Origin of the sequence: Streptomyces sp. CB02009 (assembly GCF_001905825.1) — a bacterium.
GTDB lineage: Bacteria > Actinomycetota > Actinomycetes > Streptomycetales > Streptomycetaceae > Streptomyces.
In genome coordinates this window covers 286,870-305,745 of sequence record NZ_LIVV01000011.1, presented here as the reverse complement: position 1 = coordinate 305,745, position 18,876 = coordinate 286,870, and the positions used below count along the sequence as shown (strand labels likewise).

The window sequence follows — 18,876 nt, the reverse complement described above, 5'->3', positions numbered from 1 at the left end:
CGTGGTCGACGCAGATCAGACCTTTGTCATCGTCGGCGGGGGCCTGGCAGGGGCCAAAGCGGCGGAGACCCTGCGTGCCGAGGGGTTCAACGGCCGGGTGATCCTCATCGGCGACGAACGCGACCACCCCTACGAGCGCCCACCCCTGTCCAAGGGGTACCTGACCGGCGCGAAGGAACGCGACAGCGTCTTCGTCCACGAGGCCGCCTGGTACGCGGGCCACGACATCGAACTGCACCTCGGGCAGTCCGTCACCGCGATCGACCGCGAGGCCCGCACCGTGCGCCTCGGCGACGGCACCGTCATCCGCTACGACAAGCTGCTCCTCGCCACCGGCGCCGAGCCCCGCCGCCTCGACGTCCCCGGCACCGAGCTCGCCGGCGTCCACCACCTGCGCCGGCTCGCCCACGCCGACCGGCTCCGCCAGGTCCTCACCACCCTCGGCCGCGACAACGGCCACCTGGTGATCGCCGGCGCCGGCTGGATCGGCCTGGAGGTCGCCGCCGCCGCCCGCGGCTACGGCGCCGAGGTCACCGTCGTCGAGTCCGACCCCACCCCGCTGCACCGGGTCCTCGGCCCCGAGCTCGGCCAGCTCTTCGCCGACCTGCACACCGACCACGGCGTCCGCTTCCACTTCGGCGCCCGGCTCACCGAGATCGTCGGCCAGGACGGCATGGTCCTCGCCGTCCGCACCGACGACGGCGAGGAGCACCCGGCACACGCCGTGCTCGCCGCGATCGGCGCGGCCCCCCGCACCGTCCTCGCCGAGAACTCCGGGCTCGCCCTCGTCGACCGCGCCGACGGCGGCGGCATCGCCGTCGACGAGGCGCTGCGGACCTCCGACCCCGACGTCTTCGCCGCCGGCGACGTGGCCGCCGCCCACCACCCGCTGCTCCACACCCGGCTCCGCGTCGAGCACTGGGCCAATGCCCTCAACGGCGGCCCGGCCGCCGCCCGCGCCATGCTCGGGCAGCGCGTCTCCTACGACCGCGTCCCCTACTTCTTCTCCGACCAGTACGACCTGGGCATGGAGTACTCCGGCTGGGCGCCCCCCGGCTCGTACGACCAGGTCGTGGTCCGCGGCGACACCGGCAAGCGCGAGTTCATCGCCTTCTGGCTCAAGGAGGGCCGCGTCCTCGCCGGGATGAACGTGAATGTGTGGGACGTCACAGGCCCGATCCAGGACCTCATCAGGGCCCGTACGGCCGTGGACCCGGAGGCCCTCGCCGACCCCTCCGTACCCCTGGAGAGCCTGATCTGAAAGGGGTGGGACACCCGTAGACTTCATGCGTGGCAGGCAGGATCAACGATGACGACGTGAAGGCGGTCCGGGACGCGGTCCCGATCGACGCCGTCGTGTCCGAGTACCTCCAGCTCCGCAACGCGGGCGGCGGGAACCTCAAGGGCCTCTGCCCCTTCCACGACGAGAAGTCGCCCTCCTTCCAGGTCAGCCCGAGCAAGGGACTCTTCCACTGCTTCGGCTGCCAGGAGGGCGGCGACACCATCGCCTTCGTGATGAAGATCGACCACCTCTCCTTCTCGGAGACGGTCGAGCGCCTCGCCGCCAAGGCGGGCATCACCCTGCGGTACGAGGAGGGCGGCTACAACCCCGGCCACCAGCGCGGGGAGCGCATCCGCCTGGTCGAGGCCCACAAGGTCGCCGCCGAGTTCTACGTCGGGCAACTCGACTCGCCCGAGGCCGAGATCGGCCGGAAGTTCCTCGCCGAGCGCGGCTTCGACCAGGCCGCCGCGGCCCACTTCGGCGTCGGCTACTCCCCGGCCGGCTGGGACCACCTCACCCGCTACCTGCGCGGCAAGGGCTTCTCCGACAAGGAACTGATCCTCTCCGGACTCTCCCAGGACGGCCGCCGCGGCCCCATCGACCGCTTCCGCGGCCGCCTCATGTGGCCGATCAAGGACGTCGGCGGCGAGATCGTCGGCTTCGGCGCGCGCAAGCTCCGCGACGACGACAACGGGCCCAAGTACCTCAACACGCCCGAGACCCCGATCTACAAGAAGTCCCAGGTGCTCTACGGCATCGACCTGGCCAAGAAGGACATCGCCAAGGTCAGCCGGGCCGTCGTCGTCGAGGGCTACACCGACGTCATGGCCTGCCACCTGGCCGGCGTCACCACCGCCATCGCCACCTGCGGCACCGCCTTCGGCGGCGACCACATCAAGATCCTCCGCCGGCTCCTCATGGACAACGGCTCGGCCCGCGTCATCTTCACCTTCGACGGCGACGCCGCCGGCCAGAAGGCCGCCCTGCGCGCCTTCGAGGACGACCAGAAGTTCGCCGCCGAGACCTACATCGCCATCGCCCCCGACGGCATGGACCCCTGCGACCTGCGCCTCGCGAAGGGCGACGAGGCGGTCGCCGAGCTGGCAGAGCCCCGTGTTCCGCTCTTCGACTTCGCGCTCCGGCAGATCGTGAAGCGGTACGACCTAGACACCGCCGGAGGCCAGGCGGCGGCGCTGGACGAAGCCGCCCCGATCGTCGCGAAGCTCAAGGACCTGTCCGTACGCCAAAGGGTCTCGGTCAAGCTCGCGGGCCTCCTCGGCATCATGGAGGACCAGTTCGTCGTGCGGCGGGTCAGCCGGATCGCCCAGTGGCAGCGTGGCAAGGGCGGCGCCCCCGAGCCTTCCCGGCAGCGCTCGTACGACGACGTGACGGCCCCCACCACACCCGCCGGGCCCCCGCTCAACCTGCGCAGTCCCGTCCATCAGACCGAGCGTGAACTCCTCAAGCTGGCCCTGCAGCGGCCCGAGCTGGTCTCCCCCTTCTTTGACGCGTACGGGGTTGACGAGTTCACCGCACCGCCGTATGCCGCCGTCCGGCAGTGCATCCAGGACGCGGGCGGCGCGGACGGCGCCCCTGCCGATTACGTGGACGCTGTCCTCGAATCTGCGCCCAATGACACTGTGCGCACCCTCGTGCGCGAGCTTGCCGTAGAGAGGATCTACGCCGCCAAGGGCGCCGACGAGGTCTACGCGTCCGACCAACTGGTCACCGTCCGGCGCCGTGCCGTCGACCGTCGTATCGAACAGCTCAATGCGGCGCTGAAGCGACTGGGGCACACGAGCCCCGAGCAGGTGGGCGCCGCCCAGCAGGAGCTCTTCGTCCTCCAGCAGTACAAGACTGCGCTGCAAGTACACGGCGCCGCCGCCCTCTGACGCACAGTCAGTCACGCCCCGGTCTCAAAAAGTCACCGCACGCCCCTCGTGGGCTCACTGTGTCGTACCCCACACTGGGTAACGGTGTCGTCCCGCTGCCCTACGCCCCCGGACCGGCAGCGATCACCCTCCCTGGAGGTCGCCCGCCGTGCAGACCCGGATCGTGTCCCAGGAACCGCCCGCCGCCGCATCGGACGAACAGCCGGAGACACCACCCCGACGGCGCCCCGACCCCGGCGGCAACGGGCCCTCCTCCGACCTCTTCCGCCAGTACCTCCGCGAGATCGGCCGCATCCCGCTGCTCACCGCCGAGGAGGAGGTCGACCTCGCCCGCCGCGTCGAGGCGGGTCTGTTCGCGGAGGAGAAACTCGCCAACACCCCGGACCTGGACTCCCGGTTGGCGAGCGACCTGGACCGGCTCGTCGTCCTCGGCAGGATCGCCAAACGCAAGCTCATCGAGGCCAACCTCCGCCTCGTCGTCTCCGTCGCCAAACGCTACGTGGGCCGCGGCCTGACCATGCTGGACCTCGTCCAGGAGGGCAACCTCGGCCTCATCAGGGCCGTCGAGAAGTTCGACTACGCGCGCGGCTACAAGTTCTCCACGTACGCCACCTGGTGGATCCGCCAGGCGATGTCCCGGGCCCTCGCCGACCAGGCCCGGACCATCCGCGTCCCCGTGCACGTCGTCGAACTCATCAACCGCGTCATCCGCGTCCAGCGCCGGATGCTCCAGGAACGCGGCTACGAACCCACCGCCGAGGAGGTCGCCGCCCAGCTGGACGTGGCCCCCGAGCGGGTCGGCGAGGTGCTCCGCCTCGCCCAGGAACCCGTCTCCCTGCACGCCCCCGTCGGCGAGGAGGACGACGTCGCCCTCGGCGACCTCATCGAGGACGGCGACGCCGCCTCACCCGTCGAGTCCGCCGCCTTCCTCCTGCTCCGCCGCCACCTGGAGGACGTCCTCTCCACCCTCGGCGAGCGCGAACGCAAGGTCGTCCAGCTCCGCTACGGCCTCGACGACGGCAGGCCCCGCACCCTGGAGGAGATAGGCCGCATCTTCGGCGTGACCCGCGAACGCATCCGCCAGATCGAGTCCAAGACCCTCAACAAACTCCGGGACCACGCGTACGCGGACCAACTGCGGGGCTATCTCGACTAGTCCAGCTCCTGGACGGTGAACGTCCACGCGCCCTCGGCACGCAGGTGCAGCAGCTGCGGCCCCCGCGGGACCGGGACGGTCTGCCGGAGCGGCCCGATCTCGTTGAGGAGCAGGTCCATGGCGGGCAGTCGCCCGCCGGTGCGCCCCTCGACCCCGTAGCTCTGGATGCCGGCGTACCCGCGGCCGTCCTCCGGGCTGCCCTGGAAGTCCACCCGGAGGTCCGCCCCGCCGCCGCGGTAGACCAGCAGCTCGGGGCCGTAGCCGTGCAGCGTTCCCTCCAGGCGGCGGGCGGCGGCCAGCGGCTTCACCCGCAGGATCCAGCGGTGGTCGGCGGCGAGCCGCATGCGCAGCGGCCGGCCCTTGGGGACCTGGGCGAACGTGCTGCCCCGGAACTCGGGCAGCAGGTCGTTGAGGAGGAAGTCGGTCTCGTCCCTGTTGCGCCGGTCGAGCGTGAAGAGGCCCAGGTACCCCCGGCCCTCCTGTGCGACCTCGACGAGGACGGGACCGTCCCCGACGCGGTCGTCGAGCTGGATCACGTCGTTGCCGCGGCCCTCGACGACGAAGGGCTCGAAGACGGGGCCGAACTCCCAGCCCTCGACGAGCTCGTACGGCCGGTCGGCCGGCGGGAACGGCCCCGGGGGAGCGGGCGCCGCGACCTGTCCGGCCGCCGCGGCGACCGGCAGCGGACCTCCGACGACGGGCGGCGCGAACAGCGCCCCGACCGGCTCCCCGGCGGTCGCCCCAGGCTGCGCCCCCACCGGCTCCCAGGCGGCCGGCGCACCCGCCACGGGCGGTGCCTGGCCCGGCACCTTCGCCACCCCCGTCAGCGGTACGGGACCGGCGACGGCGGCCGGCTCCTCCTCCGCCACGTCCACGCCGTACGCCGTGACGAGTCCGGCGAGCCCGGAGGCGTACCCCCGGCCGCCCTCCACGGCCTTCCACCCGCCCGACTCCCGGAAGAACTCCGCGAGGACGACGGCCAGCGCGTCCGGCCCGCCCGTCACCGTGCACGCGACGACGGCCTCCCCGTCCGGGGCCACCGCCGACAGGACACCGCCGCCGGCCGACCCGGCGACGACGATCCGCTCGACCGCCGCCTCCACCGCGCCCAACTCGACGACCAGGGAGGCCTCTTCGTGGCGGACCGCACCGGACGGATGGACCGGCTGGCCCTCGAACACCATGTCCGCGTCTCCCCGGACCCGGCCGTCCGCGCCGAGCAGCAGCGCGGACACCTCCACGTTTCCGGCCCCGACCCGGAGAGCGACCGACGGCACCCAGGAACCTCTGACTGTGTGACCCATGCCGCCATCATGCGGCACGGGTCACCCGCCCGTTCAGTCGACCTCCGCGACCGCCTGCGCGAACTGCGCCGCGTACAACCGGGCGTACGCCCCGCCGGACGACAACAGCTCCTCGTGCGTGCCCTGTTCGACGATCGAGCCGTTCTCCATCACCAGGATCACGTCCGCGTCCCGGATCGTGGAGAGCCGGTGCGCGATCACGAACGAGGTGCGCCCGTGGGCCAGTCGGGCCATCGCCTTCTGGATCAGGACCTCGGTCCGGGTGTCGACCGAGCTGGTGGCCTCGTCGAGGACGAGGATCACCGGGTCGGACAGGAACGCCCGCGCGATGGTGATCAGCTGCTTCTCGCCCGCGCTGACCCCCGCCCCGTCGTCGTCGATGACCGTGTCGTACCCCTCGGGCAGCGTGCGGACGAAGCGGTCGGCGTGCGCGGCCCGCGCCGCCTCCTCGATCTCCGCCCGGGTCACCGCGCGCGTGGCGCCGTACGCGATGTTGTCCGCGATGGTGCCGCCGAACAGCCACGTGTCCTGGAGGACCATGCCGATCCCGGTCCGCAGCCGCTCCCGGGACATCGAGGCGATGTCCACCCCGTCGAGGGTGATCCGGCCGCCCGTGACCTCGTAGAACCGCATGAGCAGGTTGACCAGGGTCGTCTTGCCGGCGCCGGTCGGGCCGACGATCGCGACCGTCTGTCCCGGCTCCACCGTGAGCGACAGGTCCTCGATGAGCGGCTTGTCGGCCTCGTAGCGGAAGGAGACGCCCTCCAGGGCGACCTTCCCCTTGAGGTCGGCCGTCTCCCAGCCGACGACCAGGGACGGCCCCCGCTTGTCGGCCTTGTCGGCCGGCGCGTCCGGCTCCTGCTCCTCCGCGTCGAGCAGCTCGAAGATCCGCTCGGCGGAGGCCACGCCCGACTGCACCAGGTTCGCCATCGACGCGACCTGCGTCAGCGGCATCGAGAACTGGCGCGAGTACTGGATGAAGGCCTGCACGTCGCCGATGGAGAGCGTGCCGCTCGCCACCCGCAGACCGCCGACCACGGCCACCAGGACGTAGTTGATGTTCGACACGAAGAACATCACCGGCTGCATCACACCGCTGTTGAACTGCGCCTTGAACCCGGCCTCGTACAGCGCCTCGTTCTGCTCGCGGAAGTCCGCGGCGGACTCCGCCTGCCGCCCGAAGACCTTCACCAGGGCGTGCCCGCTGTACATCTCCTCCACGTGCGCGTTGAGCGTGCCCGTGGTCTTCCACTGCTGCACGAAGTGCGGCTGCGAGCGCTTGCCGATCTTCGCCGCGACGAAGACCGAGACCGGCACCGTGACCAGCGCCACGAGCGCGAGCAGCGGCGAGATCCAGAACATCATCGCGAGCACGCCGACGATCGTGAGCAGCGAGTTGATCAGCTGGCCCATCGACTGCTGGAGGGTCTGCGAGATGTTGTCGATGTCGTTGGTCGCCCGGGACAGCACCTCGCCGCGCTTGGCCTTGTCGAAGTACGACAGGGGGAGCCGCGCCAGCTTCGTCTGCACGTCCTCCCGCATCCGGAAGACCGTCCGGTTGATCACCTTGATCGACATCCGGGTGGAGACCAGCATCAGCAGGCCCGCCGCCACGTACACGCCGAGGACCACGAGGAGGACCTCGCCGACGGCGGAGAAGTCGATCCCCTGCCCCGGCGTGAAGTCGACCCCGCTCAGCATGTCCGCCATGCCCGAGTCGCCCGAGGCCCGCAGGCCCGCGATCGCCTCGGCCTTCGTGCCGCCCTCGATCTGCCGCCCGACGACACCCGCGAAGACGAGGTCGGTCGCCTTGCCGAGGATCTTCGGGCCGACCACGGAGGCCGCCACCGACAGCACACCGGCGATCAGCATCACCCAGAGCGCACCGCGCTCGGGCGCCAGCTGCCTCAGCAGCCGCTTCCCCGAGCCCTTGAAGTCCATCGACCGCTGGTCGGGGCCGCCACCGGCCATCATGCGTCCGCCAGGACCGGCCATCAGGCTGCCTCCGCCTCGGTGAGCTGGGAGAGCACGATCTCCCGGTACGTCTCGTTGTCCGCCATCAGCTCCTGGTGCCGTCCGGTGCCGACGACCCGGCCCTCGTCGAGGACGACGATCCGGTCGGCGTCCCGGATGGTGGAGACCCGCTGGGCGACGATCACGACGGTCGAGTCCGAGGTCTCCCGGGCGAGCGCGGCCCGGAGCAGGGCGTCGGTCTCGTAGTCGAGCGCGGAGAACGAGTCGTCGAAGAGATAGATCTCCGGCCGCTGCACCAGCGTCCGCGCGATGGCGAGCCGCTGCCGCTGCCCGCCGGAGACGTTGGTGCCGCCCTGCGCGATGGGCGCGTTCAGACCGGCCTCCAGCTTCCGCACGAAGTCGGCGGCCTGGGCGATGTCGAGGGCGTGCCAGAGGTCTTCGTCGGTGGCGTCGGGTCGGCCGTAGCGGAGGTTGGTGGCGATGGTTCCGGAGAAGAGGTAGGGCTTCTGGGGGACGAGTCCGACGGTTTTGGCCATGAGGTCGGGGGCGAGGTCGCGGACGTCGACGCCGTCGACGAGGACTTCGCCGCCGGTGGCGTCGAAGAGGCGGGGGACGAGTCCGAGGAGGGTGGACTTGCCGCTGCCGGTGGAGCCGATGATCGCGGTCGTCTCGCCCGGCCTGGCTTCGAGGGCGACGTCCTTGAGGACCGACTCCTCGGCGCCCGGGTACCGGAAGTCCGCGCCGCGGACCTCCAGATGACCCCGCCGGCCGAGCTCGGTCACCGGGTTCACCGGCGGCACCACGCTGGACTCGGTCGCGAGGACCTCCTCGATGCGCTCGGCGCACACCTCGGCCCGCGGCACCATCATGAACATGAAGGTGGCCATCATGACCGCCATCACAATCTGCATCAGATAGGCGAGGAACGCGGTCAGCGCGCCGATCTGCATCCCGCCGCTGTCGATGCGGTGCGCGCCGAACCAGACCACCGCGACGCTGGAGATGTTCACGACGGTCATGACCACCGGGAACATCAGGGCCATCAGCCGGCCGGTGGCCATCGAGACATCGGTCAGCTCCGTGTTGGCGCCGCGGAACCGCTCCTCCTCGTAGCCGTCCTTCACGAACGCCCGGATGACGCGGTTGCCGGTGATCTGCTCGCGCAGCACCCGGTTCACCGTGTCGAGTCGCTCCTGCATGGTCCGGAAGAGCGGCCGCATCCTCCGCACGATCAGGGAGACCGAGACGGCGAGGATCGGCACCACGGCCAGCAGCACGGCCGACAGCGGCACGTCCTGGCCGAGGGCCATCACGATGCCGCCGACGCACATGATGGGCGCCGAGACCATCAGCGTGAACGCCATCAGGACCAGCATCTGGATCTGCTGCACGTCGTTGGTCGTACGGGTGATCAGCGAGGGCGCTCCGAAGTGCCCCAGCTCCCGCGCGGAGAACGACTGCACCCGGTCGAAGACCGAGGCACGCACGTCCCGGCCCAGGGCGGACGCGGTGCGGGCGCCGTAGAACACGGCCCCGATGTTGCAGACGACCTGGACGACGGAGACGCCGACCATCAGGGCGCCGAAGCGCATGATGTATCCGGTGTCCCCCTCGACGACACCGTTGTCGATGATGTCCGCGTTCAGGGTCGGCAGATAGAGGCTCGCGCAGGTCTGCAGGAACTGCAGCAGCACGAGCAGCGCGATGGGTTTTCGGTAGGGCCGGAGGTGGGTTCGGAGAAGTCTTATGAGCACGGCTCCACTATCGCCCGCACGCCCGGGGCGTTACGACTCCGTTTCGGGGTGCGGGGCCGGCCCTGGGGAAGACTTTACGAACGGGTTCCGGGCCCCGCGCGAAGGGGGGAACGGGGTGCGATCCCCCGGTGACGCTACGAACCGAACGCCCCCGGGTGGAGCTGGTCCCGGGTCGCCACGTACTGCTGACGCACCGCCCGGCCCGCGGCCAGGTCCTCGCCGGGCTCCAGGATCTGCGCGGCCGCGCCCTGCCAGGCCGGGGGAGCCGAGGGCGACAGCGTGCCCCGCGCCACCCCGAGGGCCCAGGCGGCCTGCCGGGCCGCGCCGAGCGCCGCGTAGTCGGCCGGCTGGGGGACGACGACCTGTGCGCCGAACAGCGCGGGCGCGAGCGCCTGCACCGCCGGAAGCGACGCCGCGGCGCCCAGCAGGAACACCCGGCGGACCTCGACACCGCGTCCGCGCAGCACGTCCATGGCGTCGGTGAGCGCGCACAGCATGCCCTCGAACGACGCCCGTGCCAGGTGCTCGGGCTTCATCGACTCGCGCCGCAGCCCGCTGAGCGTGCCGGCGGTGTGCGGCAGGTTCGGGGTCCGCTCGCCCTCCAGATAGGGCAGCAGGACGAGCCCGGAGGCGCCCGGCGTGGACTTCAGGGCCAGCGCGGACAGTTCTTCGAGGGAGTCGACGCCCAGCATCTCGGCGGTGCCGCGCAGCGCCCGTACCGCGTTGGAGGTGTGGACGACGGGCAGGTGCATGCCGGTGGCGTCGGCGAAGGAGGTGATCATGCCGTTGGGGTCGGCGAGGGCCTCGTGGTGGACGGCCATCACGGAGCCGGAGGCGCCGAGCGAGACCACCGCGTCCCCGGGGCCGAGCCCCAGGCCCAGCGCGGCGGCCATCGTCTCGCCGGTGCCGGCGGAGATGAGGAGCCCCTCGGGCGTGGTGCCGGCCGCGTCGGCGGGGCCGAGGACCTCGGGCAGCACTGCCTGGTGGCCGAGGGCCAGCTCGACGAGATCGGGGCGGTACGTGCCGGTGCGGGCCGACCAGTAGCCGGTGCCGGAGGCGGCGCCGCGGTCGGTGGTGCGCCGGGCGGGCCGGCCGAGGAGCTGCCAGACCAGCCAGTCGTGCGGCTGGAGGATCATCGCGACCCGCCGGGCGTGCTCGGGCTCGGTGCGGGCCAGCCAGCGCAGCTTGGCCACCGGCTGCCCGGCTCCGGGCACGGAGCCGACGGCCTCGGCCCATGCCTGTCGGCCGCCGAGCGACTCGACGAGGTCGGCGGCGGCGATCTGGGCCCGCTTGTCGTTGCGGACGAGGGCGGGCCGCACCAGACCGCCCTGCGCGTCGAGCGGTACGAGTCCGTGCTGCTGCGCGGACACGCCGATGGCCTGCACGCCCTCCAGGAGCCCGCCGGTGGCGGCCTCCCCGAGCGAGAGCAGCCAGGTCTGCGGGTCGACGTCGACGGCCTTGGGTTCGCCCGGGTGAGGGGCGTATCCCTGCCGCAGTACGGCACCCGTGTCCGTGTCACAGACGACGATGCGTGTGAACTCCGCTGAGCTGTCGAGTCCGGCGACTATCCCCATGACACTTGATTCTGCCGCACGCGGGCGGTTCAGGTGTTGCTGGTGCCCCAGTCGTCTTCCTCGACCTTCCCGTTGGCCCCGCCGCGCCCGGACAGCGCGTGGAAGCGGTCGGTCACCGAGGCCGGCAGCTTGTCGCCCACCTTGTCGCCCACGACGTGCGCGGCCTTGCCCGCGACCTGCCGCCCGGTCTGGGCGGCGGACTCGGCGGCGTTGCGCACGGCCGGGTTCTCGGCGAACTGCTTCGCGGACTTCTTCATCTGCTCGTAGCGCTCGCGTCCGGCCCGCGTGCCGACCACGTAACCGAGGGCGAGTCCTACGACGAACGTCAGCTTGTATCGCATGGCCACCACCTTCCCTGGAGAGCTTCACTGATGCCTGCCCGACGCGTCTCCGACGCGTCGCAGGTGCCCAGGCGGTGCCCCCGGCGTTACCGATTGGCGGAGCACCCCCCTGCTTGCGCTAATGTATGTGTCGCAGCGAGCAACCGCCCGCCCGGAGCATCCGGAGTGGGTACGTTCGGTGCAACGCAGCAATCCCCTGTAGCTCAATTGGCAGAGCAGCCGGCTGTTAACCGGCAGGTTACTGGTTCGAGTCCAGTCGGGGGAGCGCGATCCCCTGTAGCTCAATTGGCAGAGCATTCGGCTGTTAACCGGAGGGTTACTGGTTCGAGTCCAGTCGGGGGAGCGGAACGGAAGAGGACCCTTCGGGGTCCTTTTTCGCGTCTACGGGAACCATGCGGAGCGCGGGGCTGTCTTCATGGTCGAGCAGAGCCGATCTTCCGGAGCAGGAGATCGTATGAGCGGCTATGCTGCGGCAGACGGCGCGCACACATGTACGCGCCTCACCGTTCGGGGCGGTAGCTCAGCCGGTTAGAGCAGCGGACTCATAATCCGTCGGCCGTGGGTTCGAGTCCCACCCGCCCCACCACTTCGTGGTGCCCGCAGAATCGTTCCGACCCGTGATCCACCGGGCGGACGGTTCGGCGGTGCGAGGCCCGCCCTCCACGGCCGGCACCTCTTCCCCAGTCTGCGACCTCCCGAGGGCGGACCCCGGACGACGCCCCGCGACACGCCCGGGGAATCACCCGGATGGCGTGGAACGCGCTCCTTCCGGTCGACCCGTGAGCCGTCTCACACGCCGCCCCGAACGACCCCGCCCGGCCGGATGCCGTCCCACCCGAATGCCCTCCCGCCTGGCCGGATCTCGCCGTCGGCGCCCGAGGGCCCGTGCGCGTCGTAGGGACGACGCGCACGGGCCCTCGGGGGGTTTCCGTCCGGGTGGTCAGTACGTGAGGAGGGCCGGGTCCGAGACGCTTGCCGTGCCTGTCTCCACGTGGCCCGCGAGGCGGCGGACGTAGTCCGTGCTCGCGGAGGAGGTGACGGTGACGTCGTACCAGTGGTGGGCCGCCGAGACGGCGACGCTGTGGGTGACCGTGGCGCCCTTCGCGACGGAGAGCGTCTTCTGGGCGCCGCCGTAGGCGTTCATGAGGGTCACCGTCGCGGTCGCGCCCGCGTTGGTGAACGTCAGGTCCAGCGTGCCCGCGGTGGCGTTGTGGCGGGCCGTGACCTCGGGGACGGCCGTCTTGCCGGGGGAGCGGAAGCGGCGGACGAAGCCGTTGGGGCCGTGGACCGTGAGGTCCGTGACGCCCTTCGAGTACGTCGTGTTCCAGGTGTCCGCGATCGTCTTGCCGGCTTCGGTCGTGTAGGTCCAGGGCGCGTCGGTGCGGTTGGCCGAGGTCACGTAGAACTGCGCGCCCGCCGAGGGTCCGCCGCCGAAGGTGAGGCGGAACTTGCCGGCCGCGGTGTCGGCGGCGCCGTCCACGAACGGGGCGTACTTCAGCGGGCGGGTGGGCTTGGCGCCGCGCTCCTGGCGGGGCATGGTGCCGGTCGCCGGGGCGGTGGCGAGGAAGTCGGGGTGGCGGTTCCTGTCCGGCGGGAAGTAGCCGGACGTCGGCGGCAGGGCGGTGGCCGAGGGGTCCGTGCGGGAGAAGTCGAAGGCGGAGGTCAGGTCGCCGCAGACGGCCCGCCGCCAGGGCGAGATCTGGGGTTCCCGCACCCCGAAGCGCTGCTCCATGAAGCGGATGACCGAGGTGTGGTCGAAGGTCTCGGAGCAGGTGTAGCCGCCCTTGGACCAGGGCGAGACGACCAGCATGGGGACGCGCGGGCCGAGGCCGTAGGGGCCGGCCACGTAGCCGGTCCTGCCCGGGAAGTGGTCGAGCCCGGTCGCGACGGTGGAGAGGCCCTGCGCGGCGGAGCCCGGGACGTAGGGCGGGACGACGTGGTCGAAGAAGCCGTCGTTCTCGTCGTACGTGATGAACAGGGCCGTACGGGCCCACACGTCGGGGTTCGAGGTCAGCGCGTCGAGGACCTGCGAGATGTACCAGGCGCCGTAGTTCGCGGGCCAGTTGGAGTGCTCGGAGAAGGCCTCCGGGGCGGCTATCCAGGAGATCTTCGGCAGCCGGTCGCCCTGGACGTCGGCGCGCAGCCGGTCGAAGAAGCCGTCGCCGGCCTTGGCGTTCGTGCCCGTGCGGGCCTTCTCGAACAGCGGCTGGCCGGCCTGGGCGTTGCGGTACGTGTTGAAGTACAGGAGCGAGTTGTCGCCGTAGTTGCCGCGGTAGGCGTCGTTGATCCAGCCCCAGGAGCCGGCGGCGTTCAGCCCGTCGCCGATGTCCTGGTAGATCTTCCAGGACACCCCGGCCGCCTCCAGGCGCTCCGGGTAGGTCGTCCAGCCGTAGCCCGCCTCGGCGTTGTTGAGGACCGGGCCGCCGCCGGTGCCGTCGTTGCCGGTGTGGCCGGTCCACAGGTAGTAGCGGTTCGGGTCGGTCGAGCCGATGAACGAACAGTGGTACGCGTCGCAGATCGTGAACGCATCGGCGAGCGCGTAGTGGAACGGGATGTCCTCGCGGGTGAGGTACGCCATGGTGGCCTTGGTCTTGGCCGGTACCCAGTTGTCGTACCTGCCCTTGTTGAAGGCGCTCTGGCCGCCCGCCCAGTCGTGGTTGAGGCCCTGGAGGAACTCCATGCCGAGCTTCGCGCTCTCCGGACGGAAGGGCAGGGTGACCTTGCTGCCGTCCGACTGGTTCCAGACCGACTTTCCGCTGGGCAGGGTGACCGGGCGGGGGTCGCCGAAGCCGCGTACGCCCTTCATCGACCCGAAATAGTGGTCGAAGGAACGATTCTCCTGCATCAGGACGACGATGTGCTCGATGTCCTGGATCGTGCCGGTGGAGCCTTGCGCCGGGATGGCGGCGGCGCGGGCGATGCTCTCCGAGAGCATGGTCAGCGCGGCGGTGCCGCCGGCGAGCTGAAGGAACCGGCGACGGTCGAGGTCGGCCATGGGGGAGTTCTCCTCCGGGTGGGGACGGGCACGGGTGGGGGTGCGCGTGCGGTGGCCGGGTGGACCGGCGGATGGGCGCCCCAAGGAGAGCGCCCGCGAACCACCGGCCGGGGGCCGTTCCATGACTGCCCGTCGTACGGCAGACGAATCCCCCGTGCCCGAACGGAAGAGCTCACGAACGAACGCCCCTGAGGGTCGATGACCCTCAGGGGCGTACGTGAACCGACAGAAAACTACTCGACGACGAGGTCGACCTTGATGTTGCCGCGGGTCGCCTTGGAGTACGGGCAGAACGCGTGGGTCTTCTCCAGGAGGGACGCGCCGGCATCGCCCTGGAGGTGGTCGGGGAACTCGGCGCGCATCACGACCGCGAGGCCGAAGCCGCCGTCCGCGGCGTCCTTGCCGATGGAGACCTCGGCGGTGATCGAGGCGTCGGAGATGTCGATCTTCTCCTGGCGGGCGACCAGGTTCATCGCGCTGGCGAAGCAGGCCGCGTACCCGGCGGCGAAGAGCTGCTCGGGGTTGGTGCCCTGACCGTTGCCGCCGAGCGCCTGGGGGTGGGCGAGGGGGAGGTCGATGTGGCCGTCGGAGCTGACGGCGCGGCCCTCGCGGCCGTTGGCGGTGGCGACAGCGGTGTAGATCGCGTCCATGGTGTCCGTTCCTGTCCTCGGGAGGTGTGCTGCGGTGGCTCTCTATTAATAGCGCACGATTAAGTTGTGCACAATTCAATCGCGTGTGAGGTGCCCTCGCGTATCCTGGAGCCATGGAGACGCTCGACACCGTCCCGGACGAGGACTTCCTCCGGCTCGACCACCAGATCTGCTTCTCGCTGCACGCGGCGACCCGCGCGTTCAACGGCGTCTACCGCGAGGCGCTCAAGGAGCTGGGGCTCACCTACCCCCAGTACCTCGCCATGCTGGTCCTCTGGGAGCACGGCGAGCTGCCCGTGAAGGGCATCGGCGAGCGCCTCAAGCTCGACTCCGGAACCCTGTCCCCGCTGCTCAAGCGCCTGGAGGCGGCCGGATACGTCGAGCGGCGCCGCAGCCCCGAGGACGAGCGGTCCGTCACCGTCCGGCCCACCGCCGAGGGGACCGCGCTGAAGGAGAAGGCCCGCGACGTGCCGCGCCGGATCGCCACCGCGACGGGCCTCGACCTCGCCGACATCCGCGACCTGCGGGAACGCCTGGACGCCCTGGCCGCCCGGCTCGACGGCGTCGACCCGGACGACCTGGGCGTCTGCCGCTAGACGGCCTCGCCGGCGCCACGCGAAGGGCAGCGGCCGACGCCGGACGAACCACGCGAGCCGCCCGCCGCGCGGTGGGCGCGGCGAGCGGCTCGCGGCTTGCGGCAGGCCCGGGGGAGACGGGTCAGGAGCGGGGGACCTTGCGGAGCAGGGTCAGGACCACGACCGCCGTCACCAGGGCGAAGACCGCGCTCAGGGCCGAGGCCGAGTGGAGGGCCGTGGTGAAGGCCTCCCGCGCCTGCTCCCGCAGCCCCTCGTCGGGCAGGGCCAGCGCCGCGCCCACGCTCTCGTGGGCCGCGGCCGGCGCGTCCGCCGGGATGCCGCCCCGGTAGACGGCGACCGCCACGCTGCCGGTGACCGCGATGCCCAGGGCGAGCCCCAGGTCGTAGGCCGTCTGACCGGTCGCGGCCGCCGCGCCCGCCTTCTCGGCCGGGGCGGAGCCGACCGCGAGGGCCGTCCCCAGGACGCTGATCGGGGCCGCGCCGAACATGATGACCGCGAGGCCGAGGGCGGCCACGGTCACCCCTTCGGCCAGGGCGATCACCGCGTACCCGGCCAGCGAGACCAGGAGCCCGCCGGCGAGGACGTACGCCGGGCGGATCCGCCGCGCCACGAACGGGGTCAGCTGCGAGCCGGCGATCAGGCCCGCGGCTCCGGGCAGCAGCCAGAGGCCGGCCTCGAGCGGCGGCAGACCCGCGACCGCCTGGAGGTACTGCGGGACCAGGTACTCGACGCCGTTGAGCGCGGTCATGCCCAGGAGCAGGGTGAGCAGGGCGCCGGTGAAGGCCCGGTTCCTGAAGAGCCGCAGATCGAGGAGCGGGGACTCCAGACGGTTCTGGCGGCGGACGAAGAGGGTCGTGAAGGCCGCCCCCAGGGCGAACGCGACGGCCGCCTCGGCCGTCGGGCCGTGCGCGGCGAGGGACTTGACGCCGTACACCAGCGGCAGGACCCCCAGGAGGAAGAGCAGCACGCTCGCCGGGTCGAGGCGCCCGGGGTTCGGGTCGCGGTACTCGGGGAGCAGCAGCGGTGCCGTGACCAGCGCGATCAGCATGACGGGCAGGCCCATCAGGAAGACCGAGCCCCACCACCAGGAGGCGAGCAGCACCCCGCCGATGACCGGTCCGATCGCGAGTCCGACGGAGAGGGCGGTCACCCACATCGCGATGGCCGTGGCCCGCTGCCGGGCGTCCGCGAACATGTGGCTGATCAGGGCAAGCGTGGAGGGCAGGACCGCCGCCCCGGCGATGCCGAGGAGGGCGCGGGCCGCGATGAGCGTCCCGGCGTTCGGGGCGTAGGCGGCGAGGACGGAGGCGAGCAGGAAGCCGGCGGACCCGGCCATCAGAAGCCTGCGGCGGCCGAGCCGGTCGCCGAGCGTGCCCATGATCACGAGGGTGGCGGCGGTGAGGAAGCCGTAGATGTCGGTGATCCAGAGCAACTGGGCGCCGCTGGGGCGGAGATCGGCCGACAGGTACGGGGTGGCGAGCCACAGCACACCGAGGTCGGCGGTCATCAGGGTGACGGGGAGGAGGAGGACGGCGAGGCCGAGCCACTGGCGGGCTCCGGCCCGGGGCGGTGTCGCGGTGTTCTCCGCGAGGGTCGTGGTCATCGGGCCGGCTCCTCGTGCAGGGTGTTCTCGGTGGTGGTCGTCGTGGCGGCGAGGGCGGTCACGGTGGCGGCCGCACTGCTGTTCGTCGTGGCGGTGGTCGTCGTCGTGGCCGTCGTGGCCGTCGTGGCCGTCGTGCCCGTCGCGGTCGTGGCGGTCGCGCCCGGGAGTTCCTCCGCCAGGGTCCGCTCGGCCTCGTCGAGCAGTTCGGCGACCCGGCCGGCCCGCAACTCGACCGGCACGCCGGAGAGTTCGGTGCCGTGCAGGACGCGGAGGCGGGCGTCGGGGAGTCCGCAGAACTCGGAGATGCCGGTCACCAGCATCAGGCCGAGCGCGTCGGTCATGCCGAGCCGCGCGATCTCCTCGGGCGTGCCGCCCATCAGGGCCAGCCAGAGCAGCCGCTTGCCCGCCAGCCGGGGACGGCTCCGGCCGTACGCGAAGCCGTAGTTCCAGACCCGGTCGATCCAGCCCTTCAGGATCGCCGGCGGGGTGAACCACCAGACCGGGAAGACGACCACGATGTCGTCGGCGGCGAGGACGCGGTCCATGTGGGCGCGGACCTCGGGGGAGTAGACCTTCTCGCGGTTCTCCCAGTCCGGTTCGTCCTCCGGGCGGAGCGCCGGGTCGAACCCCTCGGCGTACAGGTCGAGTACGTCGACGGTGCCGCCCTCGCCCTCGATGCGGGCGTGCAGCCGGGCCGCGACCTGGGCAGTGAGCGAGTCGGTACGGGGGTGGGCGAGGACGAGGAGCGTGTGAGCTGCCATGACCTGGGGTTCCTTCACGGGGGTGGGGAGGGGCGTGGGCGCGTTCGGGGGGCGGGGCGGGCCCGGTGCGGTCACGGGCCCGCCCTCGGGCGGCCGGCACCGGGCCGTCAGAGGCCGAGGCCGGAGCCGCCGCTCGCGTCGATGCTCTGGCCGGTGATCCAGCGGGAGTCGTCGGAGGCCAGGAAGCCGACGACATCGGCCACGTCACCCGGCTGCCCCACCCGGTCGAAGACCGAGAACGCGGCGGCGTGCGCCTTGGCGTCCGGGTCCGCCATCCACGGGTGGATGTCCGTCTCGATCGTGCCCGGCGAGACCGCGTTGACCGTGATGCCCCGGGAGCCGAGGGTCTGCGCGAGGGTCAGGGTCAGCACCTCGACGGCGCCCTTCGCGGCGGCGTACGAGGTCATGCCCGGGAAGGCGACCTTGGTGACTCCGGAGGAGATGTTGATGATCCGGCCGCCGTCGCGGAGCCGGTCGAGGCCCTTCTGGATGATGAAGAACGGCGCCTTGGCGTTGACCGCGAACACCCGGTCGTAGTCGGCCTCCTCGACCTCGTGGATCAGGCCGGGGCCGGCGATCCCCGCGTTGTTGACGAGGATGTCGAGACCGTGGTCGCCGTCGGTCTCCGCGTCGAAGGCGGCCCAGAGGGCGTCGGCGTCGCCGGGGACGCCCAGTTCGGCGCGGAGGGCGAAGGCGGAGCCGCCGGCCGCCTCGATCACGGCGACCGTCTCCTTCGCGGCCGCCTCGTTGCTGGCGTAGTGGACGCCGACCCGGGCGCCGTCCGCGCCGAGGCGGAGGGCGATCGCCCGGCCGATGCCGCGGCTGCCGCCGGTGACGAGGGCGGTCCGGCCGGCGAGGGGCTCGGTGCTGCTCATGTCCTGCTCCTTGGTGTTCCGTGTGTGTCGTTTCCTGCTGACGGGGATGACTCTGACGGCCGGCTGTTCGGGAACGGCTCGGGTTCTGTTCGGGCCGGGTTCGGGTGCGGAACGGGCCT

14 protein-coding genes and 3 tRNA genes are annotated in these 18,876 nt (G+C 71.6%); 7 read left to right on the top strand and 10 right to left on the bottom strand.

Features of this window, described 5'->3' with window-relative positions; translation table 11 throughout:
* Position 1: 1 nt before the first annotated feature.
* From AMK27_RS36110 to AMK27_RS36100, 3 genes are all read left to right on the top strand, one after another.
* Positions 2-1,261, top strand: a complete 1,260-nt coding sequence (locus AMK27_RS36110; protein ID WP_073917795.1) for an NAD(P)/FAD-dependent oxidoreductase — start codon at positions 2-4, stop codon at positions 1,259-1,261.
* 29 nt (positions 1,262-1,290) lie between these two features.
* A complete protein-coding gene (gene dnaG / locus AMK27_RS36105) occupies positions 1,291-3,174 on the top strand; it encodes a DNA primase (protein ID WP_073917793.1) in 1,884 nt (627 codons plus the stop codon).
* A 148-nt stretch (positions 3,175-3,322) separates the two neighbouring features.
* A complete protein-coding gene (locus AMK27_RS36100) occupies positions 3,323-4,330 on the top strand; it encodes an RNA polymerase sigma factor (RefSeq protein WP_241847702.1) in 1,008 nt (335 codons plus the stop codon).
* Here the strand turns inward: AMK27_RS36100 and AMK27_RS36095 are convergent.
* From AMK27_RS36095 to AMK27_RS36075, 5 genes are all read right to left on the bottom strand, one after another.
* On the bottom strand, positions 4,327-5,634 hold the full coding sequence (locus AMK27_RS36095) for a TerD family protein (protein WP_073917791.1): 1,308 nt from the start codon (positions 5,632-5,634) through the stop codon (positions 4,327-4,329). The genes AMK27_RS36100 and AMK27_RS36095 overlap by 4 nt on opposite strands.
* A gap of 33 nt (positions 5,635-5,667) precedes the next feature.
* Complete coding sequence (locus AMK27_RS36090; RefSeq protein ID WP_073917789.1) at positions 5,668-7,629, bottom strand: ABC transporter ATP-binding protein; 1,962 nt, start codon at positions 7,627-7,629, stop codon at positions 5,668-5,670.
* On the bottom strand, positions 7,629-9,362 hold the full coding sequence (locus AMK27_RS36085) for an ABC transporter ATP-binding protein (RefSeq protein WP_073917787.1): 1,734 nt from the start codon (positions 9,360-9,362) through the stop codon (positions 7,629-7,631). The genes AMK27_RS36090 and AMK27_RS36085 overlap by 1 nt, the downstream gene beginning before the upstream one ends.
* Before the next feature lie 134 nt (positions 9,363-9,496).
* A complete protein-coding gene (locus tag AMK27_RS36080) occupies positions 9,497-10,936 on the bottom strand; it encodes an FGGY family carbohydrate kinase (RefSeq protein ID WP_073917785.1) in 1,440 nt (479 codons plus the stop codon).
* Between the two features lie 29 nt (positions 10,937-10,965).
* Positions 10,966-11,277 carry a hypothetical protein gene (locus AMK27_RS36075; RefSeq protein ID WP_073917783.1) on the bottom strand — a complete coding sequence of 104 codons (312 nt, stop codon included), beginning with the start codon at positions 11,275-11,277 and terminating at the stop codon, positions 10,966-10,968.
* A 192-nt stretch (positions 11,278-11,469) separates the two neighbouring features.
* Here AMK27_RS36075 and AMK27_RS36070 point away from each other — a divergent pair.
* The 3 genes from AMK27_RS36070 to AMK27_RS36060 all read left to right on the top strand — a co-directional run bounded on the left by AMK27_RS36070 (position 11,470) and on the right by AMK27_RS36060 (position 11,863).
* Positions 11,470-11,542, top strand: a tRNA-Asn gene (locus AMK27_RS36070).
* 5 nt (positions 11,543-11,547) lie between these two features.
* Positions 11,548-11,620: transfer RNA gene (locus AMK27_RS36065), tRNA-Asn, on the top strand.
* Between the two features lie 166 nt (positions 11,621-11,786).
* Positions 11,787-11,863, top strand: a tRNA-Ile gene (locus AMK27_RS36060).
* Positions 11,864-12,217: 354 nt separating this feature from the next.
* On the opposite strand, the gene AMK27_RS36055 is transcribed toward AMK27_RS36060, so the two are convergent.
* Together AMK27_RS36055 and AMK27_RS36050 are read right to left on the bottom strand one after the other, a co-directional pair.
* A complete protein-coding gene (locus AMK27_RS36055; protein WP_073917781.1) occupies positions 12,218-14,272 on the bottom strand; it encodes a phosphocholine-specific phospholipase C in 2,055 nt (684 codons plus the stop codon).
* Positions 14,273-14,505: 233 nt separating this feature from the next.
* The gene (locus tag AMK27_RS36050; RefSeq protein ID WP_073917779.1) at positions 14,506-14,922 is read right to left on the bottom strand and encodes an organic hydroperoxide resistance protein; all 417 of its coding nucleotides are present in this window, start codon (positions 14,920-14,922) and stop codon (positions 14,506-14,508) included.
* A gap of 113 nt (positions 14,923-15,035) precedes the next feature.
* Here AMK27_RS36050 and AMK27_RS36045 point away from each other — a divergent pair, with 113 nt between their 5' ends.
* On the top strand, positions 15,036-15,518 hold the full coding sequence (locus tag AMK27_RS36045; RefSeq protein WP_073917777.1) for a MarR family winged helix-turn-helix transcriptional regulator: 483 nt from the start codon (positions 15,036-15,038) through the stop codon (positions 15,516-15,518).
* Positions 15,519-15,639: 121 nt separating this feature from the next.
* Here AMK27_RS36045 and AMK27_RS36040 read toward each other — a convergent pair whose 3' ends face one another.
* From AMK27_RS36040 to AMK27_RS36030, 3 genes are all read right to left on the bottom strand, one after another.
* A complete protein-coding gene (locus AMK27_RS36040) occupies positions 15,640-17,121 on the bottom strand; it encodes an MFS transporter (RefSeq protein ID WP_073917775.1) in 1,482 nt (493 codons plus the stop codon).
* A complete protein-coding gene (locus AMK27_RS36035) occupies positions 17,118-17,882 on the bottom strand; it encodes an NAD(P)H oxidoreductase (protein ID WP_079188704.1) in 765 nt (254 codons plus the stop codon). The genes AMK27_RS36040 and AMK27_RS36035 overlap by 4 nt, the downstream gene beginning before the upstream one ends.
* A gap of 107 nt (positions 17,883-17,989) precedes the next feature.
* Positions 17,990-18,757: an SDR family oxidoreductase gene (locus AMK27_RS36030; protein WP_073917773.1), complete on the bottom strand. Its 768-nt coding sequence runs from the start codon at positions 18,755-18,757 to the stop codon at positions 17,990-17,992.
* Positions 18,758-18,876 lie beyond the last annotated feature (119 nt).

Excerpts from the sequence above, each read along its gene's own strand:
- AMK27_RS36055 (WP_073917781.1), bottom strand. The coding sequence starts at position 14,272 with ATGGCCGACCTCGACCGTCGCCGGTTCCTTCAGCTCGCCGGCGGCACC.
- AMK27_RS36030 (WP_073917773.1), bottom strand. The coding sequence starts at position 18,757 with ATGAGCAGCACCGAGCCCCTCGCCGGCCGGACCGCCCTCGTCACCGGC.
- AMK27_RS36050 (WP_073917779.1), bottom strand. The coding sequence starts at position 14,922 with ATGGACGCGATCTACACCGCTGTCGCCACCGCCAACGGCCGCGAGGGC.
- AMK27_RS36090 (WP_073917789.1), bottom strand. The coding sequence starts at position 7,629 with ATGGCCGGTCCTGGCGGACGCATGATGGCCGGTGGCGGCCCCGACCAG.
- AMK27_RS36045 (WP_073917777.1), top strand. The coding sequence starts at position 15,036 with ATGGAGACGCTCGACACCGTCCCGGACGAGGACTTCCTCCGGCTCGAC.
- AMK27_RS36080 (WP_073917785.1), bottom strand. The coding sequence starts at position 10,936 with ATGGGGATAGTCGCCGGACTCGACAGCTCAGCGGAGTTCACACGCATC.
- AMK27_RS36075 (WP_073917783.1), bottom strand. The coding sequence starts at position 11,277 with ATGCGATACAAGCTGACGTTCGTCGTAGGACTCGCCCTCGGTTACGTG.
- AMK27_RS36040 (WP_073917775.1), bottom strand. The coding sequence starts at position 17,121 with ATGACCACGACCCTCGCGGAGAACACCGCGACACCGCCCCGGGCCGGA.
- AMK27_RS36095 (WP_073917791.1), bottom strand. The coding sequence starts at position 5,634 with ATGGGTCACACAGTCAGAGGTTCCTGGGTGCCGTCGGTCGCTCTCCGG.
- AMK27_RS36035 (WP_079188704.1), bottom strand. The coding sequence starts at position 17,882 with ATGGCAGCTCACACGCTCCTCGTCCTCGCCCACCCCCGTACCGACTCG.